Source organism: Microbacterium sp. NPDC055903 (genome assembly GCF_053615555.1).
In genome coordinates this window covers 302,332-324,763 of sequence record NZ_JBSHCA010000003.1, presented here as the reverse complement: position 1 = coordinate 324,763, position 22,432 = coordinate 302,332, and the positions used below count along the sequence as shown (strand labels likewise).

Below are 22,432 nucleotides of genomic sequence, written 5' to 3'. Positions count from 1 at the left end.
CTCAGCTCGCCGCGCGCACCGGCTCCCGGCTCAGCTGACGCTCCATCCGCTTCAACAGCGGCAGCAGCTGAAACCCCGCGGTGTCCGGATGCTCCGGATGCCACTGCACCCCGGTGATCGGGGCCGTCTCATGGACGGCGGCCTCGATCACCCCGTCGGCCGCACGGGCGGCAACGACGAGCCCCGAGCCGAGCGCGTCGATCGCCTGATGGTGCGTGCACATCACCGGAAGCGCCTCGTTCACGTCCGGCTCGAGTCCGGTGCCCGGCTCGAGCCGGACGCGCATCCTGGCGAAGGCATCCGCCGCCGAAGGCCCCCGATGGTTGTTCACCGTCGGCAGGTGCTGCACGAGCGTTCCGCCGAGCGCCACGTTGATCAGCTGCAGGCCGCGGCAGATGCCGAGCACGGGCTTGCGCTGCTGAAGTGCCTCGAGGACCACGGCGATGTGCGTGCTGTCCGTGCGCGGCTCGTGGTGGCCGGAACCCGGATAGTCGACCTTGTCGCCATACAACCTCGGATCCACATCTTCCCCACCCATCAGGATGATGAGGTCCGACGCCCGCGCGGCGGCCAGCGTGTCACCCGTCGGCACCTCGGCTGTCGGCACCAGCAGGGGATCCCAGCCCAGGCTCACGGCCGTCTCGGCGGTCGAGGCGTTCAGCATGTCGAGTTCGGCCTGGTACAGGGCGGCGTGCGGACGCTTCGTGCGCGGATGCAGGATCGCGACGCGGCGGGTGGCGGTGGGCATTGCATCTCCGGTCGTTCTCGGCTCGTGTCACCCACACGAACTCGTTACTGCTGAGGTCTGGCCTCCATCCTGCAAGACGAGCTTTGCGCGGCCGAGTCGCCGATGTTTCCGGAATGTTTCCCCGCGGCCCACTCGTCGTGGAGCGCCCTCAGGCGCGCCGGGTCGACCTCCGTCCCGGTCGCATCCGTGTAGCTCTGCACGTAGGCCGACAGCGAGACCTCCTCCTCGCGCGACAGCAGGATGCCGTGGTGCTGCTCGAGGACGAACCCGATCCCGCCCTTGCCGGACTGCGAGTTGACCCGGATCACCGCCTCATAGCTGCGTCCGATGTCCGCCGGATCGATCGGCAGGTACGGCACCCGCCACGACTGCTCGCGCTCGTCGACGCCGTCCCGCGCCGCACGAGCCCTGTGCTCAGCGAAGCCCTTGCGGATCGCATCCTGATGCGTCCCGCTGAACGCGGTGTGCACGAGTGTGCCGACGTAGGGATGCCGTGGGTGCAGCTCGATCCTCGTGCAGTGCTCGACCGTCTGGCGGATCTCGTCGATGTCGGAGAAGTCGATCATCGGATCGACGCCCTGCGCGTGCAGGTTCAGTGCGAGCGTGGCGATATCCACGTTGCCCGTGCGCTCGCCGTTGCCGAAGACGCACCCCTCCACGCGCTGCGCCCCCGCGAGCACGGCCAGCTCCGCGCACGCGACCCCCGTGCCTCGGTCGTTGTGCGGATGCACGGACAGGATCACCCCGTCGCGCCTGGACAGGTTGCGATCCATGTACTCGATCTGATCGGCGTAGACGTTCGGTGTGGCGACCTCGACCGTCGCGGGCAGGTTCAGCACGACCGGGCGCTCCGGCGTGGCATCCCACAGCGTCGTCATCGCATCGCAGACGTCCAGCACGTAGTCGGGCTCCGTCAGATTGAACACCTCCGGCGAGAACTGGAACCGCACGTGGGGGCGGTCGCCTGCGAGCTGCAGGACGTCCTGTCCCGCATCCAGGATCAACTGCTTCAGCTCGTCCCTTCCCCGCCCGAGCACCGTCTCGCGCCAGGCCGGCGCCGTCGCCGTGTAGACGTGGACGACCACCGGATTGCGGATGCCGTCGATCGAGGCGATCGTCCGCTCGATGAGGTCGCGCCGCGCCGCCGTGAACACCACGATCGTGACATCCTCCGGTGCGAGATCCGACTCGGCGATGAGGCGCACGAAGTCGTAGTCGGTGCGGGAGGCCGAGGGGTACCCGACCTCGATCTCCTTGTAGCCCATCGCGACGAGCATCTCGAAGAACCGGCGCTTGCGCGCGGGATCCATGGGCTCGGCGAGCGCCTGGTTGCCGTCGCGCAGATCGACCGGGACCCACAGGGGAGCGGCGGTCAGTGTACGCGTCGGCCAGATCCGCTCGGTGAGTGGAACGCTGACGCGCTCGAATACGGGGGAGTACCGGTGCGACGGCATCTGCGAGCCGCGCTGCCGGTTCCAGGCCGGTGCCAGATCGGGGATCGGGCCGGCCGGCGTGGACAGGGTGGGGAAGGGGGTGGTCATGAGGGCTCCTCGGTCGATCGGGATGTCTGACCGGCCGCACCACCTGCCCACGACGGGGAGCCGGTCCGGCTATGTCCCGTCGTGGCGGAGAAGGAGGAGGATGCTCATGCGCATGGAGCCACCGTACAACTCCTCAGACAAGTTGACAAGTTAGACTGCTGGGCATGGCTCAGGTACAGCGCACCCCGCTCGCCGATCAGGCGGCGGAGCTGCTTCTCGCACGCATCCGCTCCGGCGAGTGGCAGCTCGGCCAGAAGCTCCCCGGTGAGACGACACTCGCCCCTCAGCTCGGCGTCGGACGATCGACGATGCGCGAGGCGATCCGTCAGCTCGCCGGCCGGGGAGTGCTCGCGACGCGGCAGGGCGCCGGCGTCTTCGTGACGGCCCTCGACGCGGCGGAGGACTGGGACGCCGTGCTCCGCCGTGCAGACATCGTCGCCGTCATCGAGGCCCGCATCGCGATCGAGACCGAGGCCGCCGCGCTCGCCGCCGAGCGGAGGACGGCGTCGGACGTCAGAGCGATCCGACGTGCCCTGCTCGCGCGCAGGGAGCACGCGCCAGGGGTCGAAGCCCACGTCGACGCGGACACCGCGTTCCACCGCGCCATCATCGCCGCCGCGCACAATCCGATCCTGCTCGAGCTCTTCGACGGCTTCACCCCTCGGCTGCGGCAGGCGATGATCGAGATGCTCCGCCTCCGCGGCGACGACGGGGGGCAGGCGGACGACGATCGGCACGCGCTTCTCGCCGACGCCGTCGCGGCGAAGAACCCCTCCGCCGCCGCGGCGGAGAGCCGCAGCCACCTCGTCGACCTGAAGGAGGCGCTGCGATGACCGATCCTGTCCTCCGGCTCGACGCCGTCACCTTCCGCCGCAACGGCAAGGAGATCCTGCACGGGATCGACCTCGACGTGCGCCGCGGCGAGCACTGGGCGCTGCTGGGGCCGAACGGCGCGGGCAAGAGCACGATCCTCGGCTTCTGCGGCGCGCAGGCCCACCCGACGAGCGGCACCGTCGAGGTGCTCGGGCATCGCCTGGGACGCGTCGACATGCAGGAGCTGCGTCGACACATCGGACACGTCAACCCCCGGCATCCGATCCGTTCGTCCCTGAGCGCGACGGATGTCGTCCTGACCGGCTTCACGGGAACGATCGAGCAGGTGATGCGCTGGACGCCGACGGATGCCGAGCGCGCTCGCGCCGCTGAGCTCATCGCCCTCGTCGGGCTTGATGATCGCCCCGATGCCATCTGGCCGACGATGTCCCAGGGGGAGCGCGGGCGCTCGCTCATCGCCCGCGCCCTCGCCGCCGCCCCCTCGCTGCTGCTGCTGGACGAGCCGACCACGGGGCTCGACGTCGCCGCGCGAGAACAGCTGCTCGAGACGATCGACGATCTCTCCGCCACCGACACGGAGCTCGCCTCGATCCTCGTCACCCACCACCTCGAAGAGCTGCCGGAATCCACCACGCACGCCATGGTCATCGCCGAGGGCAGGGTCCTCGCGGCGGGCGCCGTGGACGAGACCATCACCTCCGACATCATCTCGGAGGCGTTCCGGCACCCCATCGACGTCGCGCACGACGACGGGCGCTACAGCGCGAGAGCTCGCCGCCGCTGAAGCGCCCGTCGTCGATCGCTCAGCGCTTGCCGCGGCTGAGCCTGGACGGCCACCAGATGACCCGGCCCAGGTCGTACGCCAGGGCGGGGACGAGCAGCGAGCGCACCACGAACGTGTCCAGCAGCACCCCGAACGCCACGATGAAGGCGAGCTGCACGAGGAACAGGATCGGGATCACCGACAGTGCGGCGAACGTCGCCGCCAGCACGAGCCCTGCCGAGGTGATGACCCCGCCCGTGATCGAGAGCCCTCGGATGACGCCGTCCCTGGTCCCGTGCTTCAGCGACTCCTCGCGCACCCTCGTCATCAGGAAGATGTTGTAGTCGATGCCCAGCGCCACGAGGAAGACGAAGCCGTAGAGCGGCACGGCGGGGTCGGCCCCGGGGAAGTCGAAGACACCGTTGAACACGAGCGCCGACACGCCCATCGCCGTGCCGAACGACAGCACCGTGGTGAGGATCAGCAGGACAGGGGCGAGGATCGACCGCAGCAGGAGCATCAGGATCAGCATGATCACGACGAGCACGATCGGGATGATGAGGTTGCGGTCGTGGATGGACGCGTCGTTGGTGTCGATGGCCGTGGCCGTGACGCCGCCGACGAGCGCGTCGAGATCGTGCACCTGAGTGCGCAGATCCCGCACGGTCTCCGCCGCCGCATCGGAGTCGGCCGCATCGGACAGCGTCGCCTGCAGCAGCACGTCTCCGTCGACGACCGTCGGGTCCGGCGCGGCAGTGCCAGGCGCACCGACGGCCTGGATGCCGTCCTCGGTCACCGGCGCCGATCCGCTCGGCGAGTCGGATGCCGTCACCGACACCGACTCCACACCGTCGTGCGCGAGCAGCACGTCCGCAGCATCCTGCAGTCTGTCCTCCGCGACCACCACGTAGGCGGGGCTGCCTGAGCCGCCGGGGAAGTGTTCGCCGAGCGCGGTCTGCCCGTCGCGGGCCTGCGAGGTGCCGAGGACGAGGTCGGACTGCGGGACGCCGGATGCGTTCAGCTGGGTGACGCCCAGCGCGCCCACGAGCAGGACGAGCGTCGTGACGATCCAGATCACCCGCGGCCGACGGCGAACGAGACCGGCGACCTTCGCCCAGACGCCCTTCGACGGCATGCCGTCCTCGCGGGCGACGACCTCCGGCTCGAAGACGGGGCGACGCGGCCAGAACGCGGCGCGACCGAACAGCAGCAGCAGAGCCGGGAGCAGGGTGAGTGCGGCGAGCATCGCGAAGACGATCCCGATGGATGCCACGGGGCCGAGCGTGCTGTTGGACTTGAGGTCGCTGAGCAGCAGGCACAGCAGGCCCGCGATCACGGTCCCGCCCGAGGCCACGATCGGCTCGAAGGAGCCCTTCCATGCGGCGATCACCGCGGCGCCCTTGTCCTGGGTCGTGCGCAGCTCCTCGCGGAACCGGGCGACGAAGAGCAGCGAGTAGTCGGTCGCCGCGCCGATGACGAGGATGAACAGGATGCCCTGCGTCTGTCCGCTCAGCAGGAGGATCTCCGCCTTCGCCAGCCACCACACCGTCAGGAGGGCCACGCACAGGGCGAACAGGCTCGTCGAGAGCACGACGACGGGAAGCAGCAGCGAGCGGTACACCAGGACGAGGATGACGAGCACCGCGAGCAGCGCCACGCCCAGCAGCAGCCCGTCGATGCCGGCGAAGCCCGCCGCGAGGTCGGCGCTGAAGCCGGCAGGCCCCGTGACGTAGACCTCGACGCCGGAGGGCGCCGCGTCCTCCAGCTGCGCCTCGAGCGCCTCGACGGTGTCGCCGAGGTCGGCATCGCTGGAGATCGGGATGAACGCCTGCACCGCCTTGCCGTCGTCCGAGGTCAGGGCGGGCGACACGTCGTCGGTCACGCCTTCGATATCGGGAGCGCCGGCGACGGCATCCGAGATGTCCTGGATCTGCGCATCGCTGAGCTCCGACTCCGCGACGAACACGGCGATAGCGGGGATCGACTCGCTGTCGTTGAACTCGCCGAGCACCTCCTGCACCTCGGTCGCCTCGGCCGACGACGGCAGATACGTCGTCTGGTCGTTCGACGACACCTCGCTGACCTTGCCGAACAGCGGGCCGCCGAGACCGGCGCCGACGAGCCAGACGAGGATCAGCACGGCGGGCAGCAGGATGCGGGCCCAGGACCCGCCCTTGCGATCACGCGTGCGAGACGTCGGCGGTGTGGAGGAGGACATGGCGGATGAAGCCTTTCTTGCAGGATGAAGGGGCCTGGCTCAGCCGAGCCAGGCGTAGATGAGCACGAGGGTGGCGAGGAAGCCGGCGATGTAGTTGAGCACGATGAAGCGTCGCCAGGCGCGGTTCGTCTCCGGCGACGTCTCATCGGTGACGTTCCACCAGGGCGCCGCGTTCACGAGGTACGGGACGGCCAGCAGCGCGGCCAGCGGGCCTGGCCATGAGGTGAACAGCATCGCCGCACCGGCGACGGTCCACAGCACGACGGCGACCCGCACCGTGGCTCGCGCTCCGATGACCGTCGCGACAGAGCCGATGCCCGCCTCGCGGTCGGGGATGACGTCCTGCACCGCGCCGAAGGCGTGGGCTGCCATGCCCCAGAGGAAGAACGCGGTGAGGATCACCACGAGATCCGTCGTGATCGGAGCATCCGCGATCGCGAGTCCCACGATCGCCGGGCTTACGAAGTGCGTGCTGGAGGTGATCGAGTCGAGGAACGGCCGCTCCTTGAACCGCAGTCGCGGTGCCGAGTAGGCGATCACGGCGAACACGCTGACGGCCAGCCAGGCCCAGGAGGCCGGGGTGCCGACGGCGAACAGGTACACGAGGAACGGCACGTTCGTTAGCAGCGCTGTCCACAGCACCGTGCGGTGCAGCCGGGGCGGCAGGAGGGCGCCCTCGATGCCACCCTTGCGGGGATTCGCGAGGTCGGACTCGTAGTCGAAGACGTCGTTGATGCCGTACATCGCGAAGTTGTACGGGATGAGGAAGTACAGCACGCCGATCACGAACACCGCGTCGATCTCGCGCGTCGTGAGCAGGTATGCGGCGCCGAACGGGAACGCGGTGTTGATCCAGCTGATCGGCCGCGAGGCCAGCACCATGAGGGGCAGCGCGCGTCCGGTCATGTCCGGTCCTCCTCGTCGTCCACGGCGCGGCGGCGCGCGCGCATCGCCGTCCAGATCGCGGGCAGCAGCAGGGCGCCCGCCAGCGGATAGGCGAAGTCCTCCAGCGGGGCCAGCCCGATCGTCACTCCGAGGAGGTGCACCGATTCGTAGTGGAAGAAGCCGGCGCCGATCATGATCGAGTCGAAGACCGCGGTGAGGATCACGAGCACTGCCGCCGCGATGAGTACGGCGGGGATCGACGGGCGGCGGCGCCGTGCGGCGGCAAGGCCGACGGCTATGACCGTGGCGACGCCGAGGAAGACGAGGGCAAGGGCGGTGTAGGTCACAGCTGCTGCGCTCCCTTCTTGCGGCGCGCGAGCAATCGCTCCGCTCCCGTGTAGGCGATCATCGTGCACACCACGAGGAACACGAGGAAGACCGGCTCCTCCAGGGGCATCTCCGGCGCGAGCACGATCCCCGTCGCAAAGCCGCTGTCACCGCGCAGGAAGATGCCCAGCGCGATGCCCGCGACATCCCAGACCAGGAAGAACAGCGTTCCCGCCACGGTCACCGCGGATGCCGCCAGCGGATCGCGCCAGAAGAACAGCCGGAACCGGTGGTCGAGCAGCAGCATGCAGCCGAGCGATACGAGGAGGGCGAGCAGATACAGGATGCCCATCAGGACGTCGGCTCCATACTCGGATGCTCGGCGCGCTCGGCCGCAGGAACGGGCAGCGGCCCGCCGGAGTGGTCGCCGCGGATCCGCTTGAGCACGATCTCGGCGCTGATCAAGCACATCGGCACGCCGACGCCAGGAGCGGTCGTGCCACCGGCGTAGTACAGGCCGTCGACCTTCTTCGAGGCGTTCTGCGCGCGGAACATCGCGCTCTGCGAGAGGATGTGCGCGGGACCGAGCATCCCGCCGCGCCAGGAGTTGTAGTCCTCCGCGAAGTCGGCGGGCCCCTTGGTCTCACGCACGACGATGCGCTCACGGAGGTCGGGGATGTCGGCCCACCGCGCGATCATGTCGATCGCGGCATCCGCTGCCCGTTCGATCGTCTGGTCGCCCGCGCCGTCTGCGCCTCCGCCGCCCAGCGAGACGTCGGCAGGGACGGGCACGAGGACGAAGAGGTTCTCATGGCCTTCCGGCGCCACACCGTCGTCCGACGCCGATGGCTTGCACACGTAGAGCGACGCGGGGTCGGGGATGTGCGCGTCGTCGCCGAAGATCGCGTCGAAGTTCGCATCCCAGTCGCGGGTGAAGAACAGCGAGTGATGCGGCAGCTGCGGCAGGCTTCCGCGGACGCCGAGCATCACGAGGACCGCACCGGGTCCGCTCGTGCGACGTCGCCACCAGCGCTCGGGGTAGCTGCGCTGCGACGCGGGGAGCAGACGTGTCTCGGTGTGGTGGAGATCGGCCGCGGAGACGACGACGTCCGCCTCGTGCACGTGCTCGACGCCGTCCGCGTCGCGCCACCGCACCCCGCGTGCGGCCGGTCGCCCTGCGCCCTCCGCGATGATCCCGGTCACCTCGGCGCCCGTGATGATCTCGACGCCGGATGCCGTCGCCAGCGCTCCGATCCGCTCCACGACCTCGGCGAAGCCGCCGAGCGGGTACTGCACGCCCTCGTCGAGGTCCAGGGCGCTCATGAGGTGGTACATCGCTGGCGCTCGCCGCGGGTCGGTGCCGAGGAACACCGCCGGATAGCCGAGGATCTGCCGGAGCGCAGGATGCCGGAACCGCCGTGCGGCGAAGGAGTCGAGGCGGGTGAGGAGCAGCCGTGCGAGCTGGGGGAGCGCCTTCAGGATCTCGGGTTTGAGCAGCTCCCGCACGCGCGTGAACGGGTTGTAGAGGAAGTGGCGGACAGCCATCTCGTTCGCGTGCCTCGCCGAGTCGAGGTAGCGGCCGAGCTCCTCGGCGGCGCCGTGCTCGTGCCAGTGGAACAGGGCCGAGACCCCGATGGGGTCGGCGGGGACCGTGATCCGGTCTGCGCGGCCGTCCACCGTCTCCGGCTCGCGGAAGACGCGATAGGCCGGGTCGAGTCGTGCGAGCTCCAGCTGCTCAGCCGTCGATGTGCCCATCATCGCGAAGAAGTGGTCGAAGACGCCGGGCATGAGGTACCAGGAGGGACCGGTGTCGAAGCGGAACCCCTCGCGCTCGATGGACCCCGCGCGTCCGCCGAGCTGCGTGTTCTTCTCGAGCACCGTCACCTCGTGCCCGTCGCGACGCAGCAGCCCTGCGGTCGCGAGACCAGCGACGCCGCCGCCGATGACGACGACCCGGCTCATCGCCGCGGCTCCAGCGCCGTGGTGATCACCGCACGAGCGGCGATGAGCGCCTTGACCGGATCGGGGACCCGCACGCGCCGTCGATACAGCGTCTCGACGGGCGTGCGGGCGACGCGATCAGTCAGCGCGGCAAACAGCCCGAGTGCGCTGCGCACGGCCACCCTCGCGTCGCGCGGGAGGAGCGGGATGCTCGCCCTGGCGTCGGCGAGCTCCTCGCGGACCGTGCGGACCCAGGCATCGCGGTCGGCATCCGTCAGCCGGCCGCCCTCCGAGAGGTAGCCGCGGTGCAACCGGTCGGTGTCGTCGGCGAGGTCGCGGAGGAAGTTGACGTTCTGGAACGCGGCGCCGAGCCGCCGGGCTCCGTGCTCCAGGGCGGCGAGCCGGTCCGGAGCGGGTGAGGAGCCACGCAGGAAGATCCGGAGGCACATCAAGCCGACGACCTCCGCCGAGCCGTGCACGTAGCGCTCGTGCGCCTGCGCGTCGTGGCCCCGCACGGTCTCCTCACCATCCGCCGCCGTGAGATCGGCGCGCATCGAGGCGAAGAACGGCCCGGTGAGCTGCTCATCGATGCCGCACTCGCGCGCGGTGCGGGCGAAGGCGTGCAGGATGATGTCGCTGCTGTACCCCGTGCGCATGGCTCGGAGCGTCGCCGCCTCGTACTCGTCGAGGGCCTGGCGCTGCGCAGACGCGTCGAGCCCTGCCTCTGCGGCGACGCCGTCCACGATCTCGTCGGCGATGCGCACGAGCGCGTAGACGTTGCGCACGTGCTGGCGGTGGCGTCGTCCGAGCAGGCGCGTCGCCAGGCCGAAGGAGGTCGAGTAGGCGCGGATGACATCCGTCGTCGCGATCTCGGCGGTGTCCGTGAACCGGTGCAGTGCTTCGTTCTCGTCGCGGGTCATGCCCGGCGCCCTTCCAGTCGATCGGTGAGCGCCGTCAGCACGCGCCGCGCGGCCGGCGGCAGCGCGCCGCTCGCCTCCGCATCCGCGATGAGGGCGTACGCGGCCGAGAGCTGCTCGTCCACGAGGCTCTGCACGAAGCGCTCGGCGCCGCAGGCGCGGAGCGCATCGCGCATCCCCGCTCCCTCCTGCTCGGTCAGGTCGGCGGCGCCGAAGCGGGTCTCGATCCCGACCCAGGTGCTCGTCATCCGCGCGTAGGCGACGAGCGCCGTCTGCTTGCCCTCTCGCAGGTCGGAGTACGGATCCTTGCCGTGCTCTTCGCCCTCTCCGAAGACGGAGAGCAGGTCGTCCTGCAGCTGGAACGCCAGGCCGAGGTGACGGGCGATCGCCGCGAGGTCCGTCTCGAGGGCGTTGTCGCGCCCGGCGATGATCGCCGCGAGGCGGAGCGGGAACTCGAAGGTGTAGGTCGCCGTCTTGTACTCCGACATGGACAGGATGGTGTGCAGATCGGCGGAGACGACGTGGTCGCCGAGGGCGACGTCGAGCTGCTCACCGACGACCGTCTCGGTGATGGTGTGGTCGAGGAGGTCGAGGATGCGCATGCGCTGCTCGGAGGGCACGTCGGCCCTGGCGAAGCGCTGATGGACATCGGCGAGGAGGAGGTCTCCCATGAGGATGGCACCGGTACGGCCCCAGTGCAGCGCTTCGCCCGCGCGACGCTCCGCATTCGGATGCTCGTCGCGCAGCGCAGCGATGAGGTTGGGGGAATGCCTGCGCTGTACGTCGCCGTCGATGACGTCGTCGTGCAGCAGGAAGGAGTAGTGCAGGAGCTCGACGGCGACCGCGAGGTCGAGCACGGTCGTCGAGGGGCACGTCGGTTCCTCGAGCCTCTCGGCGGCGAGCGCCGCGTGCAGCTCGACCACGAGGCGCGGGCGCAGGAGCTTGCCGCCGAGCACGCGATCACCGGTCAGCCGCCACAGGCGCATGAACTCGGCGCCGTAGGGTTCGGCCGCTGCGGCACGAGCATCCAGTCGGTGTCGGAGGCGGTCCTCGATGGCGGAGTGCAGGTCTTCTCTGATCGTCACGGCGCGCATCACCGGAATCCGTCCGTCGTCGCCAGCAGGGCGAGCTGCTCACGCATCCAGGGGCTGAAGGCGAAGGGCGCAGCCACCACGGCGGTGCGCAAGGCGTCAGGGGCTATCCACGCCCATTCCGCGACCTCGTCTGGCGCGGGTCGGAGCTCGCCGTCGATGCGGGCCGTGTACACCGGGCACACCTCGTATTCGACGATGCCGGAGGCATCGACAGCGCGGTAGCGGAAGTCGGGCAGTTCGAGCTGCAGATCGCGGACGGCAACGCCGAGCTCCTGCGCTGCGCGGCGGACGACGGCGTCCTCGTTCTTCTCGCCGGGGGCCGGATGCCCGCAGAAGCTGTTCGTCCAGACCCCCGGCCACGTCCGCTTCGCGAGGGACCGCCTGGTCACGAGCACCCTGCCGTCCGCGTCGAGGAGATAGCAGGAGAACGCGAGGTGCAGCGGGGTGTCGACGCCGTGGACATCGCTCTTCGGCGCCGTTCCCGTCGGATTCCCTTCCTCATCGAGGAGGATGACGAGTTCCATGCGGGCCCTCTCCGTTGCATCGGATCATGATCTACACCCAGCGTATTGCTAGCCAGGTGAGAAATAAAGCTAGCATGAAAAATGGGAGGTGTAATATAACCGTCATGCGGAAGGAACACGACCCCGAGACCGGCGCGGGCGGCGCCGTCGGGGCGCGGTCCACGAGCCAGGACGGCCTGGACGACGCGGCGATCTACGACGTCGACTACAGCGACCCTCGTCAGTCGCTCGTCGATCGCAGCGGCATGGCCGCCGAGGACATCCGCCAGATCACGGAGCTCATGACCGCGCTCGGAGATCTCAGGGAGGCGGAGCAGCACCTTTCCGAGGTCTCCCGCCGCTACATGCAGCTGAACGAGACCGACATGCGCGCGCTGCACTACCTCATCGTGTGCTCGCATCGCTCGATGATCGCGACGCCGGGTGGCATCGCGCAGCATCTGCACATCTCCTCGGCCTCGACGACGAAGCTCCTGGACAGGCTGGAGCGCGGCGGACACATCGTGAGAGCGCCGCACCCCACCGATCGACGGGCGCTGGCGATCTCCATCACCGCGGAGACGCATCGGGCGGCCATGGAGACGGTGGGCCGTCAGCAGTCGAAGCGCTTCTACGCCGCGGCCAGGCTCACGGCCGAGGAGAGGGACGTGGTCATCCGCTTCCTGCGCGACATGACCGAGGAGATCACGCTCAAGGACGAGGCCTGGGCACAAGAAAGCGGGCATACGGAGGGGTGACCTCCGCATGCCCGCCATGCTTCATCCTTGTCAGTGGGCCTCGCGATAGGCCTCGAGGACCGGAGCGGGGATCCGTCCGCGCTCCGAGACCTTGTGGCCGTTCGCATTCGCCCACTCCCTGATCGCAGCGGTGTCAGAATTGCGTGCGGCAGGACGCTTGCGCGCGGATCCCGCTCGCGCGGCGGATGCCGTCGAAGAACGCCGACCGGCGGCGATGAAGGGCTCGAGGGCGGATCGCAATTCGTCTGCGTGCTCGATCGTCAGATCGATCTCGTACGAAATGCCATTGAGAGAGAAGTGGACGGTTTCGCCCTCGCCGACTTCGAGAACGGTCCCGTCGATGTCATCGACGAGCTGATGAACGATTTTCCTGGCCATTTCCTCATCATAGGCAGAGGAATCCCGCATTGGCCAGGAATTCACTCGTGTCCTGGGTCGATCAGCTTGAGGCCGACGATGCAGCCGACCAATCCGACGAGCAGCAGAATTCGCGCCCAGGAGATATCGGAATCGCCGGTGATCATCGCCCAGATGACGGTCAAGGATGCACCGATTCCGACCCATACCGCATAGGCCGTGCCGGTCGATATCTCCCGCATCGCATAGGCGAGACCGAGCATCGACAAGACGAGTCCGCCGAAGAAGACGACGCTCGGCCAGAGCTTGCTCAGCCCGTCGGATTTTCCGAGCGCGGTGGCCCAGACGGCCTCGAGGACTCCGGACACGATGAGAATGATCCACGACATGACGTGCTCCTATGGAGCCAGTCTTTTCGCATTCCGGGTACTGGTCCGCCTCGTCCGGGGCCGCGGTCGGCGACCGGATCTCACAATAGCAACGGACCCTGGGCAGGAGCAGGGCACGTCGAAGCCGCTGGGTTCAGGGGAGCAGACCTACGCGGCGGGCCTTCGCGACGGCGGCGTGGCGTGTGGAGGCGTCGAGCTTGGACATCGCTGCTCCGAGGTAGGCCTTGATGGTGCTCTCCCGCAGCCCCAGCTGTGCCCCGATCTCCGCGTTCGTCGCCCCCAGCGCCGCGCAGGCGAGCACGTCGGTCTCCCGCGGGGAGAGATGCACCTGCGGGATGGGCCCCGTCGTCGGTGCCGCATCATCGCCGGCGAGCGCCAGCAACCGCTGCTCCAGCGCGGTCAGGCGGTCGCGGAGCTGTTCATCTTCGACCGAGGCAGAGATGCTGCGCAACTCCGCGAAGCTCTCGCGCAGCCCTTCGCGCTGCGAGGCCGTGACGGCTTCCGGCGGCGACGACATCGCGCGCACCCTCCGCCCGACCTCATCGCGGATCCGCAGCTCGGAGGCGACCGACTCGGCCACGCTCATCGCAGGGGCCGTGGTCACGCCGCCGACCGGAGACTGCTCCCACGCGCCCGCGTACAGCACGCCGCGTGAGCGCCCCTCCACGATGATCGGGATCGCCAGCAGCGTGCGCAGACCCTCACCGAGGACGAAGCCGTCGTAGTCATGGGTGATCTGCTGGGAGGTGCGGTAGTCGCTGGTCATCCTCGGGCGCTGCTCCGTCATCGCCCTGCCGCCGAGGCCGCGTTCGGGGCGCACGCGCAGGCCCTCGAGGCTGTGGGTGCGCGAGCCGACGATGGAGGTCACGGAGACCTCTCCGTCTTCCAGGAGACCTCCGAAGGCGACCGGAAAACGGGTGCGTCTGGCCAGCTCGCGCACCGCCTGGGCGACGAGTTCGGCGTCCGTTTCGCTCGGATGGGTGGGGGGCACAGCTGCTACCTACTTCCGGGGGTGACGACCCTGTTCCCCGTTTCGTAGCGTCGACCCTACCACCCGGCGGCCACCGCCGCGGCTGGATTCCGACATGCGGCAAGGAGGCCTCATGACAGACCGAATCGACGACGAATCGGCCGGATCGATCGACTACATCCAGGTCGAGCAATCCTCCGAATTCCAAGGATTGAAACGGAGCCAGAGGTCGTTCGTCTTTCCTTTGGCCGTGCTCTTCCTGCTCTGGTATTTCGGATATGTGCTGCTGGCGGCATTCGCTCCGGAATTCATGGGCCAGCGCGTCGCAGGCGATATCACCGTCGGCCTGCTTCTCGGGCTCGGACAATTCGTGTCCACGTTCGCCATCACGATGGGCTATGTCGCATTCGCGAATCGGCGACTCGATCCTGTGGCGTCGCACATTCGTGAGGATCTCGAGCAGAGGAGCAGGGCATGAACGTCTTCCCGATGGCCGCGGAGGCGACCGCGGACAACGATCCCGTGCTGAACATCTCGATCTTCGCGGCATTCGTCGCCGTCACCCTGTTCATCGTCATCCGCGCCAGCCGGAACAATCGCACGGCAGCCGACTACTACGCCGCCGGCCGATCCTTCACCGGGCCCCAGAACGGCTTCGCGATCGCGGGCGACTATCTCTCCGCGGCATCCTTCCTCGGCATCTGCGGCGCGATCGCCGTGAACGGGTACGACGGCTTCCTCTACTCGATCGGATTCCTCGTGGCGTGGCTGGTGGCGCTGCTGCTGGTCGCCGAGCTGATGCGGAACACCGGCAAGTTCACGATGGCCGACGTGCTCTCGTTCCGGCTCAAGCAGACGCCGGTGCGGATGGCCGCCGCCATCACGACGCTCGCGGTGTGCTTCTTCTATCTGCTCGCGCAGATGGCGGGAGCCGGAGGCCTCGTCGCGCTGCTGCTGGGCATCGACGGACGGCTGGGGCAGTCGATCGTCATCGCCGTCGTCGGCGTGCTCATGATCGTGTACGTGCTCATCGGGGGCATGAAGGGCACCACCTGGGTGCAGATCGTGAAGGCCTTCCTGCTCATCGGCGGAGCACTCGCGATGACGATCTGGGTGCTGGCCATCAACGGCTTCAACCTGAACACGCTGCTGGAGTCGGCGGTGGCGAACTCCCCGCAGGGCGATGCGATCCTCGCGCCGGGGCTGCAGTACGGGGCGAACCCCTGGGACTTCCTCTCGCTGGGCATGGCGCTCGTGCTGGGAACAGCGGGGCTCCCGCACGTGCTCATGCGCTTCTACACGGTGCCCACCGCGAAAGAGGCCCGTCGCTCGGTGGTCTGGGCGATCTGGCTGATCGGCGGCTTCTACCTGCTGACGCTCGTGCTCGGCTACGGAGCAGGGGCGCTCGTCGGAGCGGAGACGATCCTCGCCGCCCCCGGCGGCGTCAACTCCGCGGCGCCGCTGCTCGCGGCCGAGCTCGGCGGACCCCTGCTGCTCGGATTCATCTCGGCCGTCGCCTTCGCGACGATCCTCGCGGTGGTGGCCGGTCTCACGATCACGGCGGCGGCCTCGTTCGCCCACGACATCTACGCCAATGTCATCCAGAAGCGCCGGCAGGGCCAGGACGGGTCGGCGGTCGCCGCGGATCCGAACGGCGAGGTGCGGGTCGCGCGCCGCACGGTGGTCGTCATCGGCATCCTCGCGATCGTCGGCGGCATCGGCGCCCAGGGGCAGAACATCGCCTTCCTCGTGGCGCTGGCCTTCGCCGTCGCCGCATCCGCCAACCTGCCGACCATCCTCTACTCGCTGTTCTGGCGGAGGTTCAACACGCAGGGCGCGGTGTGGAGCATGTACGGCGGGCTGGGCTCGGCGATCATCCTCATCGTGCTGTCGCCGGTGTTCTCCGGGTCCGAGACCTCGATGATCCCCGGGATCGACATCGCGATCTGGCCGTTGAACAACCCCGGCATCGTCTCCATCCCGCTCGGCTTCTTCCTCGGATGGCTGGGCACGGTGCTGGCCAGAGGCGAGGAGTCGAGGGCGCTCGCGGCCGAGATGGAGGTGCGCTCGCTGACCGGGTTCGGTTCGGAGAAAGCCGTGGAGCACTGATGCGGATGCGCTGATCCGCGCCGCGGACGAGGCCCCGGTCGCCTACCGGCCGGGGCCTCGTCCCGTCTTCGGCTCATCCCGCGCGGTCGCGCTCTGCGTCTCGAGGTCGAGGAGGAAGCGCTTGTGCTCGGGATGAGCGCCGTACTGGCCGACGGAGCCGTCGGAGCGGATCACCCTGTGCACGGGGACGATAACGGAGAAGGGCGTCAGTCGGCAGGCGGTCCCGACCGCGCGGGCGGCGCCCGGATGCCCGGCGCGCACCGCGATCTCCCCGTAGCTCGCCGTCTCTGCCCACGGGATGTCGCAGATGCGCTGCAAGGCGGTGCGATGGAACCCGTCGGCCAGTCGCCAGTCGAAGGCGACGTGATCGTCGAAGCGCACCGGCTCGCCCTCGAAGTACGCGGCGACGAGATGCGCGAGCTCGTCCGCGGCCCCTGGATCCGGCTCGGGGACGGCGTGCAGCAGGCGGCTGGTCGCTTCGAGGAACCACGGGACGGTCGGATCGTCGCCCTCGGAGAGGTCGAAGCTCACCACGCCCTCGTCGGAGAACACGACCAGGGCATCGCCGAGCGGCGTCGGGACGAAGTCGTATCGGAAGTTCATGCCTCCATCCTCGACGTACGGCGAGGTCGTGCGGCGCGCAGAACCCGCGATCCGGGAGAAGATGAGCGCCCGGCCGGATGTGCAGGGGGAGTGGACGCACCAATCCCGGGGAAACCCGGGGAGGATACCGGCGGAACCGGTGGGACGCGCCTAGTCTGTGCTATGTGTGGCGACGAGACGACAAGCCTGCGGATGATGCAGCGACGGACGCCTCGGTGACCCTCGGCGCGATGGGCGAGGCATCGACGGGAGTCCGCATGTCGCACGCGGCCGACGCGGAACGCGAGCGGCTGAGGGCGGAATCCGCCGATCTCGGCGGGCCGTCGCCCCTGGTGCGCTACCGCGACAGCGTCGAGGGCGGCATCGACATCTCCAAGGCGCACCCCGGCAGCCTGCCGCAGTTCATCACCGGCCGGTCGACGCTGCTGTCGAACCTGTTCCGCGACGAGGTCGGTCTGCGGACCGCACGACTCGCCGCCGAACGGATCACCGCCAAGCACACCGAGTTGCGCACGGTTCGCGGCATCGAGGCCGTCCACCTGGCCGTCGGTCTCGCCGGCTGGCGGATCGGCGGCGTCCAGTTCGCGGCCCCCGTGCTGCTGCGACCGCTCGCGATCCGCCGCCACCACAGCGACTTCGAACTGAAGCTGCAGGGCGCCTTCACGGTCAACCCCGAGCTCGTGCGCATCGCCAGGGAGCACTTCGGGCTCACCTTGGATGCCGAGGGGCTCGCCGCGCTCGCCTACGACGGCGGCATCTTCAAGCCCCAGCCTGTGATCGATCAGCTGCGCGCGCTGACGCGCTCGATCGATACCTTCTCCGTGCAGCCACGGCTGGTCGTGTCGGTGTTCGCCGATGTCGCCAGTGCGATGGCCGCGGATTCCCGCGACCTCGATCACCCGGTGCTCAACGCGCTGGCCGGCCACGTCGACGACCGCGAGCGCGTCGCCGCACCGCAGCCGCAGCCGCCGGTCTCGAGCCCCGATGATCGCGCTCCCGCATCCGACACGCTGCTGCTGGACGCGGATGCCGAGCAGGAGGCCGTCCTCGCCAGGATCGTGGCGGGGCAGTCGCTCGCGATCGCCACCCTGCCCGGTACGGGCGGCACCCAGACGGTGATCAACGCCCTCGGCGAGCTCGTGCGCGCAGGCAAGCGCGTCCTCGTCGTCTCCGCGCGCCGGTCGACGCTCGACGGCGTGCGGCACCGCCTCGCAGGCATCGACCTCGACGGCCTCGCGATCAGCCCCTCCGGCATCCGTCGCGACCTCGTCAGGGCGATCGGCCGCAATGAGAAGGCCGCAGCGCCCGCCATCGGCGAGATCGACGACGCCCTCGTCCGGCTGCGCGCCGTGCTGCGCGACTACCGTCGCGCGTTGACGTCGCCCGTGGGGGCGACCGGCGCGTCCGTGCTCGACGCCACGCGCCAACTGACGAGACTCGCCTCGCTCGAGCATCCGCCGTCCACCACCGCGCGCCTGAGCGCCGACACCCTGGACCGCCTCGCCGGTGGCAGGGCGGAGGCCGCGGCGAAACTCGTGCAGGCCGCGAAGCTCGGGGAGTTCCGCTTCGGACCGGACGACTCGCCCTGGTACGGGGTCACCTTCGAGAGCACGGAGGGTGCGCGTGCCGCTCACGAGCTCGCCGGCCGGCTCAACGCAGCCAGCGTTCCCGCGCTCCTGGAGCGCGGCTACGAGCTGATCGCGCAGACGCGCATGCGCCCGTTCGCCACCATCGACGAGCTCGGCGAGTACCTCCAGCTGCTGCAGGGCATGCGGGACTCGCTCGATCGGTTCAGCCCCACGGTCTTCGAGCGCCCGTTGGGCGAACTGATCAAGGCGCACGGATCGCGCAGGGATGCACCGGGGATGTCCGGCGCCAACCGGCGCCGACTCCGCAAGCTCGCGAAGGAGTACGTGCGCCCCGGCGTGCACATCCTCGACATGCACGACGCGCTGCTGCGCATCCAGCAGCAGCGCACGCAGTGGCAGCGCTTCGTCGATGCCGGTGTCGCGCCGGAGATCCCGCTCGGCCTCGGCGACGTGCATGCCTCATGGCAGCGCGTGGAGGCGGAGCTGGAGGAGCTGGACACCGCGCTCGGTCGGCGGGAGCCCCTCGCGACCCTCCCCGTCGCGCGGCTTACGCGCACGCTCGCCGGGCTCGCCGCGAAATCCGACGTGTTCGACAACCTCGTCGAGCGGGCCACGATCAGGGATGAGCTGGCCGAGCTCGGTCTCGCCCCGCTGCTCGCCGAGCTGTCGGTGCGTCACGTCTCGGAATCCCGTGTCGCCGACGAGCTCGAGTTCGCCTGGTGGCAGTCCCTGCTGGAGCTCGCGCTGCAGCAGGACAGGGCGCTTCTGGGAGCCAACACCGCCGTCGTCGACCGGCTCGAGCGCGACTTCCGCCTCGTCGACGAGGCGCACGCCGGAGCATCCGGAGCGCTGCTGGCATGGCAGCTGGCGAACCAGTGGAGGATCGCCGTCGTCGATGAGCCGACCGAATCGCAGCACCTGCGACGGGCGCTCACCCAGGGGACGCCGACGACCGCGGAGATCGTTTCCGCCGCGCCGACCCTGATGTCGGTGCTCGCTCCCGCCTGGATCTCGTCGCCGTACCAGGTGCCGGAGATCCCCGACAGTGTGCGGTTCGACACCGTGCTCCTCGTCGATGCCGCCGCGATCAATCTCGCAGAGGCCGCCCCGGCGATCAGGCGCGCCCGTCAGATCGTCGCCTTCGGTGATCCGGTGACGCAGCGCCCGACGCCGTTCCAGGTCGCCGTCGACGCCGAGCGCGACTGGGAGCCGGAGGTGCCCTTCGACACCGTCTCCGCCTTCGAGCGTCTCGCCGAGCTCTTCCCCGTCATGACTCTGACGCGCAGCTACCGGGCGGGCGGTGAGGATCTCGCCGAGCTCATCAACGACGCCTTCTACGGCGGCGAGATCCAGTCCCTGCCCTGGGCGGGCTCGTATCTCGGCCGGGGCAGCCTGACCGTCGACTACGTCGAGGGCGGGGTCGGCACGCCGGATCCGGTGTCCGGCGCCGTCGAGAGCCCGGATGCCGAAGTCTCCCGGGTCGTGACGCTCGTCGTCGAGCACGCGGTGCACCGCCCGTCCGAATCGCTCATGGTCGTGACGGCCAGTCGCCGTCATGCCGAGCGCATCAGGGCTGCGGTCACCAGCGCCTTCGCCTCGCGCGGCGACGTCACGGCGTTCGTCTCGCGCGACACCGCGGAGCCGTTCGCCGTGCTGACCCTCGAGGAGTCCGTGGCGGAGAGCCGTGATCGGGTGGTGTTCTCGCTCGGGTTCGGCCTGACCAAGCACGGCAGGGTGCTCAGCGACTTCGGCGATCTGTCGACGCCGGACGGCGAACGCCTTCTCACGGTCGGCATGACCAGGGCGCGCCGCTCCATGGTGATCGTCTCGTCGATCAGGCCATCCGCCTTCGACGACGGACGTCTCGAGCACGGCGCCGCCACGCTGATGTCCATCCTCGGCGGCCTCGCGGCGCGGGGGAGGGATGCCAGGCTGGAGGACCTCGCCGACCCGCTGACCTTGGCCCTCGCCGCCCAGCTGCGTCGCCTCGGAGCATCCGTCGATGTCGACTACCGCGGTCTGCTGCCGCTGGTCGCCCAGCACGGCGGGCGCGCTGTCGTCATCGAGTCCGATCCGGAGTCGCGTGGGGAGTCGCTGCGCGAAACCCTCCGCCTGAGGCCGAACGTGCTCCGGCGGCTCGGCTGGCACTACGTCCGCGTGCACGCCTTCGACCTGTACAGCGATCCCGCGACGGCGGCATCGCGCATCGCGGAGGTGCTGGGCATCTCGTCTGACACGCAACGGGTCGACCAGGAGACTCAGCCCATCGACCGGGGCGATGTCTGACGAACCGCGCCAGCGCGTCGTCCGTGTCGCCGGCGCGCGCCGTGCGCGGCTGACCCCGGTCGCAGGCAGCGACCCCTCTCCGGAGGTCAAGGATCGACCGGATGCCGTGGCGCCCGCCTCCTCGAACGACACAGGTCCCAACGACGCGCGCCTGCGCCAGGACGTCCCGCCGCACTACTGACGCGGCGACGAAACGACGCGAGCCGGCACACGAGCACTGTGTCCGTCGTGCGGACGATGCTCGCGTGCCGGCTCGCTCGTCGGCGGTGGCGCTCAGCCGGCGCTGTTCTTGCGCAGCGCGTCGCGGATCTCGATGAGCAGCTCCTGCTCGGTGGGGAGGGTCTCCTCCTCGACGGCCGGGTTCTTGGCGGCCTGGCGCTCCTTGTACTTGTTCATCGGGACGACGAAGACGAAGTACACCACGAGGGCGACGGCGAAGAAGCTGATCACCGCGGAGATGAGCTCGCCGACCGGGAACGTCACGCTCTGGCCGTAGATGCCCTTCACGATGATGCCGGCCTTGCCAGTCTCGTCCGCATCGAAGACGAGAGCGACGAGCGGGTTGATGATGCTGGACACCACGGCGTTGACGATCGCGGTGAACGCTCCGCCGATGACGACGGCGACCGCGAGGTCGATGACGTTGCCCTTGGTGATGAACTCCTTGAATCCCTGGATCACGGGAACCCCCTACGGCTCGGACCTCACGCGGAGGCCGGGCTGGACGCGGGCGCCGGGTTGGCGCTCGTCGACGAACCCGCCTTCGATGATGCCTGCGATCCGGATGTCGATCCAGAGCCACTCCGCGAGTCGGTGCGATAGAAGCCGGAGCCGTTGAAGGTCACGCCGATCGATCCGTACTGCTTGCGCAGCGCACCGCCGCACTCCGGGCAGGTGGTGAGGGCGGCGTCGGAGAAGCTCTGCACGGCGTCGAACTGGTGGCCGCACTGCGTGCAGGCGTATGCATAGGTGGGCATGGTCGTCCCTGTGGTGATCAGTGCCGCTCAGGCGACAGGGTGAGCGTCCTCGCAGGGGTGACCGCGCCGTTCACCGGCTGGTCGTGCACCTCGCGGGGAAGCGAATCGAGTACCTCGGAATCATAGATCACCGCGTACACCGGAGGGCATTTCTGCATGGAGCCGATGGTCTTGTCGAAGTAGCCGCGTCCCCATCCCATCCGCATGCCGGTGCGGTCGACGGCGGCGGCGGGGATGATCATCAGGTCGACGTCGTTCACGGCGATCGGGCCGAGCACCTCGCCGGTCGGCTCCGGCAGGCCGAACAGGCCCTCGGCGACCTCACCCGTGTCGTCGGCGACCGCCCAGTCGAGCAGTCCGTCTGCGCGGGTGACAGGCAGGAGCACGCGGATGCCGCGGCGCACTGCCCTCGTCACGAAGTCTCGTGTGCCCGGCTCGGTGAGCGCGGAGAGGTAACAGGAGATCGAGGTGGCGCCCAACTCGTCGACGAGAGCATCCAATCGTTCGCCGATGGCGGCGGCGGCCGCCTCGCGCTGCGCCTCGGAGAGCAGGGCGCGTCGCTCGCGGAGTTCCGCGCGCAGTGCGCGCTTGTGCTGCTCCACCTCGTTCGGCATGATCCGATT

At 69.3% G+C, this 22,432-nt stretch carries 24 protein-coding genes and 1 riboswitch; of the genes, 7 read left to right on the top strand and 17 right to left on the bottom strand.

Annotated elements, in window-relative coordinates; genetic code table 11:
- Position 1: 1 nt before the first annotated feature.
- Positions 2-748, bottom strand: a complete 747-nt coding sequence (locus tag ACWGJP_RS15395; protein WP_452330677.1) for a gamma-glutamyl-gamma-aminobutyrate hydrolase family protein — start codon at positions 746-748, stop codon at positions 2-4.
- Between the two features lie 44 nt (positions 749-792).
- A complete protein-coding gene (locus tag ACWGJP_RS15390; protein ID WP_452330676.1) occupies positions 793-2,289 on the bottom strand; it encodes a 2-isopropylmalate synthase in 1,497 nt (498 codons plus the stop codon).
- Positions 2,290-2,453: 164 nt separating this feature from the next.
- On the opposite strand from ACWGJP_RS15390, the gene ACWGJP_RS15385 reads away from it, so the two are divergent.
- Positions 2,454-3,122 (top strand): FadR/GntR family transcriptional regulator, encoded by a 669-nt coding sequence (locus ACWGJP_RS15385; protein ID WP_452330675.1) that lies wholly within the window; start codon positions 2,454-2,456, stop codon positions 3,120-3,122.
- Positions 3,119-3,907, top strand: a complete 789-nt coding sequence (locus ACWGJP_RS15380) for an ABC transporter ATP-binding protein (protein ID WP_452330674.1) — start codon at positions 3,119-3,121, stop codon at positions 3,905-3,907. Before ACWGJP_RS15385 ends, ACWGJP_RS15380 begins: the two co-directional genes overlap by 4 nt.
- A gap of 19 nt (positions 3,908-3,926) precedes the next feature.
- Here ACWGJP_RS15380 and ACWGJP_RS15375 read toward each other — a convergent pair whose 3' ends face one another.
- Genes ACWGJP_RS15375 through idi form a run of 8 tightly spaced genes read right to left on the bottom strand, consistent with a single transcriptional unit; the run spans position 3,927 to position 11,792 of the window.
- Positions 3,927-6,104: an MMPL family transporter gene (locus ACWGJP_RS15375; RefSeq protein WP_452330673.1), complete on the bottom strand. Its 2,178-nt coding sequence runs from the start codon at positions 6,102-6,104 to the stop codon at positions 3,927-3,929.
- A gap of 39 nt (positions 6,105-6,143) precedes the next feature.
- The gene (locus tag ACWGJP_RS15370) at positions 6,144-7,010 is read right to left on the bottom strand and encodes a prenyltransferase (RefSeq protein WP_452330672.1); all 867 of its coding nucleotides are present in this window, start codon (positions 7,008-7,010) and stop codon (positions 6,144-6,146) included.
- The gene (locus ACWGJP_RS15365; protein ID WP_452330671.1) at positions 7,007-7,336 is read right to left on the bottom strand and encodes a lycopene cyclase domain-containing protein; all 330 of its coding nucleotides are present in this window, start codon (positions 7,334-7,336) and stop codon (positions 7,007-7,009) included. The genes ACWGJP_RS15370 and ACWGJP_RS15365 overlap by 4 nt, the downstream gene beginning before the upstream one ends.
- On the bottom strand, positions 7,333-7,668 hold the full coding sequence (locus ACWGJP_RS15360) for a lycopene cyclase domain-containing protein (RefSeq protein WP_452330670.1): 336 nt from the start codon (positions 7,666-7,668) through the stop codon (positions 7,333-7,335). The genes ACWGJP_RS15365 and ACWGJP_RS15360 overlap by 4 nt, the downstream gene beginning before the upstream one ends.
- Complete coding sequence (gene crtI / locus ACWGJP_RS15355; protein ID WP_452330669.1) at positions 7,668-9,278, bottom strand: phytoene desaturase family protein; 1,611 nt, start codon at positions 9,276-9,278, stop codon at positions 7,668-7,670. The genes ACWGJP_RS15360 and crtI overlap by 1 nt, the downstream gene beginning before the upstream one ends.
- Positions 9,275-10,177 carry a phytoene/squalene synthase family protein gene (locus ACWGJP_RS15350; protein WP_452330668.1) on the bottom strand — a complete coding sequence of 301 codons (903 nt, stop codon included), beginning with the start codon at positions 10,175-10,177 and terminating at the stop codon, positions 9,275-9,277. The genes crtI and ACWGJP_RS15350 overlap by 4 nt, the downstream gene beginning before the upstream one ends.
- Positions 10,174-11,268 carry a polyprenyl synthetase family protein gene (locus tag ACWGJP_RS15345; RefSeq protein WP_452330667.1) on the bottom strand — a complete coding sequence of 365 codons (1,095 nt, stop codon included), beginning with the start codon at positions 11,266-11,268 and terminating at the stop codon, positions 10,174-10,176. The genes ACWGJP_RS15350 and ACWGJP_RS15345 overlap by 4 nt, the downstream gene beginning before the upstream one ends.
- Positions 11,268-11,792 carry an isopentenyl-diphosphate Delta-isomerase gene (gene idi, locus ACWGJP_RS15340; RefSeq protein ID WP_452330666.1) on the bottom strand — a complete coding sequence of 175 codons (525 nt, stop codon included), beginning with the start codon at positions 11,790-11,792 and terminating at the stop codon, positions 11,268-11,270. The genes ACWGJP_RS15345 and idi overlap by 1 nt, the downstream gene beginning before the upstream one ends.
- A gap of 104 nt (positions 11,793-11,896) precedes the next feature.
- Here idi and ACWGJP_RS15335 point away from each other — a divergent pair, with 104 nt between their 5' ends.
- Positions 11,897-12,529 (top strand): MarR family winged helix-turn-helix transcriptional regulator, encoded by a 633-nt coding sequence (locus ACWGJP_RS15335; RefSeq protein WP_452330665.1) that lies wholly within the window; start codon positions 11,897-11,899, stop codon positions 12,527-12,529.
- A 30-nt stretch (positions 12,530-12,559) separates the two neighbouring features.
- Here the strand turns inward: ACWGJP_RS15335 and ACWGJP_RS15330 are convergent, their stop codons facing one another.
- The 3 genes from ACWGJP_RS15330 to ACWGJP_RS15320 all read right to left on the bottom strand — a co-directional run bounded on the left by ACWGJP_RS15330 (position 12,560) and on the right by ACWGJP_RS15320 (position 14,266).
- Positions 12,560-12,907, bottom strand: coding sequence for a histone-like nucleoid-structuring protein Lsr2 (locus tag ACWGJP_RS15330; protein ID WP_452330664.1), 348 nt, complete (start codon positions 12,905-12,907; stop codon positions 12,560-12,562).
- Between the two features lie 41 nt (positions 12,908-12,948).
- Positions 12,949-13,275 (bottom strand): DMT family transporter, encoded by a 327-nt coding sequence (locus tag ACWGJP_RS15325; protein WP_452330663.1) that lies wholly within the window; start codon positions 13,273-13,275, stop codon positions 12,949-12,951.
- Positions 13,276-13,286: 11 nt separating this feature from the next.
- A riboswitch (guanidine-III (ykkC-III) riboswitch) is annotated at positions 13,287-13,354 on the bottom strand.
- A gap of 54 nt (positions 13,355-13,408) precedes the next feature.
- The gene (locus ACWGJP_RS15320; RefSeq protein WP_452330662.1) at positions 13,409-14,266 is read right to left on the bottom strand and encodes a LuxR C-terminal-related transcriptional regulator; all 858 of its coding nucleotides are present in this window, start codon (positions 14,264-14,266) and stop codon (positions 13,409-13,411) included.
- A gap of 112 nt (positions 14,267-14,378) precedes the next feature.
- Here ACWGJP_RS15320 and ACWGJP_RS15315 point away from each other — a divergent pair, with 112 nt between their 5' ends.
- Both ACWGJP_RS15315 and ACWGJP_RS15310 read left to right on the top strand, forming a co-directional pair.
- Positions 14,379-14,723: a DUF485 domain-containing protein gene (locus ACWGJP_RS15315; protein WP_452330661.1), complete on the top strand. Its 345-nt coding sequence runs from the start codon at positions 14,379-14,381 to the stop codon at positions 14,721-14,723.
- A complete protein-coding gene (locus ACWGJP_RS15310) occupies positions 14,720-16,354 on the top strand; it encodes a solute symporter family protein (RefSeq protein WP_452330660.1) in 1,635 nt (544 codons plus the stop codon). Before ACWGJP_RS15315 ends, ACWGJP_RS15310 begins: the two co-directional genes overlap by 4 nt.
- A gap of 42 nt (positions 16,355-16,396) precedes the next feature.
- On the opposite strand, the gene ACWGJP_RS15305 is transcribed toward ACWGJP_RS15310, so the two are convergent.
- A complete protein-coding gene (locus ACWGJP_RS15305) occupies positions 16,397-16,957 on the bottom strand; it encodes a methylated-DNA--[protein]-cysteine S-methyltransferase (RefSeq protein WP_452330659.1) in 561 nt (186 codons plus the stop codon).
- Between the two features lie 230 nt (positions 16,958-17,187).
- Here ACWGJP_RS15305 and ACWGJP_RS15300 point away from each other — a divergent pair, with 230 nt between their 5' ends.
- Both ACWGJP_RS15300 and ACWGJP_RS15295 read left to right on the top strand, forming a co-directional pair.
- Positions 17,188-20,832 carry an AAA family ATPase gene (locus ACWGJP_RS15300; RefSeq protein WP_452330850.1) on the top strand — a complete coding sequence of 1,215 codons (3,645 nt, stop codon included), beginning with the start codon at positions 17,188-17,190 and terminating at the stop codon, positions 20,830-20,832.
- Positions 20,825-21,013 (top strand): hypothetical protein, encoded by a 189-nt coding sequence (locus ACWGJP_RS15295; RefSeq protein WP_452330658.1) that lies wholly within the window; start codon positions 20,825-20,827, stop codon positions 21,011-21,013. Before ACWGJP_RS15300 ends, ACWGJP_RS15295 begins: the two co-directional genes overlap by 8 nt.
- 92 nt (positions 21,014-21,105) lie before the next feature.
- On the opposite strand, the gene mscL is transcribed toward ACWGJP_RS15295, so the two are convergent.
- The 3 genes from mscL to ACWGJP_RS15280 are packed head-to-tail and all read right to left on the bottom strand — an operon-like array spanning position 21,106 to position 22,423.
- On the bottom strand, positions 21,106-21,513 hold the full coding sequence (gene mscL / locus ACWGJP_RS15290; protein ID WP_452330657.1) for a large conductance mechanosensitive channel protein MscL: 408 nt from the start codon (positions 21,511-21,513) through the stop codon (positions 21,106-21,108).
- Positions 21,514-21,536: 23 nt separating this feature from the next.
- Positions 21,537-21,809, bottom strand: a complete 273-nt coding sequence (locus ACWGJP_RS15285) for an FmdB family zinc ribbon protein (RefSeq protein WP_452330656.1) — start codon at positions 21,807-21,809, stop codon at positions 21,537-21,539.
- 17 nt (positions 21,810-21,826) lie between these two features.
- On the bottom strand, positions 21,827-22,423 hold the full coding sequence (locus ACWGJP_RS15280) for a 5-formyltetrahydrofolate cyclo-ligase (RefSeq protein ID WP_452330655.1): 597 nt from the start codon (positions 22,421-22,423) through the stop codon (positions 21,827-21,829).
- Positions 22,424-22,432 lie beyond the last annotated feature (9 nt).

Bases quoted from the DNA above. Each gene is read 5' to 3' on its own strand.
- ACWGJP_RS15285 (WP_452330656.1), bottom strand. From the start codon at position 21,809: ATGCCCACCTATGCATACGCCTGCACGCAGTGCGGCCACCAGTTCGAC.
- ACWGJP_RS15345 (WP_452330667.1), bottom strand. From the start codon at position 11,268: ATGCGCGCCGTGACGATCAGAGAAGACCTGCACTCCGCCATCGAGGAC.
- ACWGJP_RS15360 (WP_452330670.1), bottom strand. From the start codon at position 7,668: ATGGGCATCCTGTATCTGCTCGCCCTCCTCGTATCGCTCGGCTGCATG.
- crtI (WP_452330669.1), bottom strand. From the start codon at position 9,278: ATGAGCCGGGTCGTCGTCATCGGCGGCGGCGTCGCTGGTCTCGCGACC.
- idi (WP_452330666.1), bottom strand. From the start codon at position 11,792: ATGGAACTCGTCATCCTCCTCGATGAGGAAGGGAATCCGACGGGAACG.
- ACWGJP_RS15390 (WP_452330676.1), bottom strand. From the start codon at position 2,289: ATGACCACCCCCTTCCCCACCCTGTCCACGCCGGCCGGCCCGATCCCC.
- ACWGJP_RS15300 (WP_452330850.1), top strand. From the start codon at position 17,188: ATGGGCGAGGCATCGACGGGAGTCCGCATGTCGCACGCGGCCGACGCG.
- ACWGJP_RS15370 (WP_452330672.1), bottom strand. From the start codon at position 7,010: ATGACCGGACGCGCGCTGCCCCTCATGGTGCTGGCCTCGCGGCCGATC.
- ACWGJP_RS15315 (WP_452330661.1), top strand. From the start codon at position 14,379: ATGACAGACCGAATCGACGACGAATCGGCCGGATCGATCGACTACATC.
- ACWGJP_RS15375 (WP_452330673.1), bottom strand. From the start codon at position 6,104: ATGTCCTCCTCCACACCGCCGACGTCTCGCACGCGTGATCGCAAGGGC.
- ACWGJP_RS15395 (WP_452330677.1), bottom strand. From the start codon at position 748: ATGCCCACCGCCACCCGCCGCGTCGCGATCCTGCATCCGCGCACGAAG.
- ACWGJP_RS15305 (WP_452330659.1), bottom strand. From the start codon at position 16,957: ATGAACTTCCGATACGACTTCGTCCCGACGCCGCTCGGCGATGCCCTG.
- ACWGJP_RS15380 (WP_452330674.1), top strand. From the start codon at position 3,119: ATGACCGATCCTGTCCTCCGGCTCGACGCCGTCACCTTCCGCCGCAAC.
- ACWGJP_RS15335 (WP_452330665.1), top strand. From the start codon at position 11,897: ATGCGGAAGGAACACGACCCCGAGACCGGCGCGGGCGGCGCCGTCGGG.
- ACWGJP_RS15295 (WP_452330658.1), top strand. From the start codon at position 20,825: ATGTCTGACGAACCGCGCCAGCGCGTCGTCCGTGTCGCCGGCGCGCGC.
- ACWGJP_RS15385 (WP_452330675.1), top strand. From the start codon at position 2,454: ATGGCTCAGGTACAGCGCACCCCGCTCGCCGATCAGGCGGCGGAGCTG.
- ACWGJP_RS15310 (WP_452330660.1), top strand. From the start codon at position 14,720: ATGAACGTCTTCCCGATGGCCGCGGAGGCGACCGCGGACAACGATCCC.
- ACWGJP_RS15350 (WP_452330668.1), bottom strand. From the start codon at position 10,177: ATGACCCGCGACGAGAACGAAGCACTGCACCGGTTCACGGACACCGCC.
- ACWGJP_RS15330 (WP_452330664.1), bottom strand. From the start codon at position 12,907: ATGGCCAGGAAAATCGTTCATCAGCTCGTCGATGACATCGACGGGACC.
- ACWGJP_RS15325 (WP_452330663.1), bottom strand. From the start codon at position 13,275: ATGTCGTGGATCATTCTCATCGTGTCCGGAGTCCTCGAGGCCGTCTGG.
- ACWGJP_RS15280 (WP_452330655.1), bottom strand. From the start codon at position 22,423: ATGCCGAACGAGGTGGAGCAGCACAAGCGCGCACTGCGCGCGGAACTC.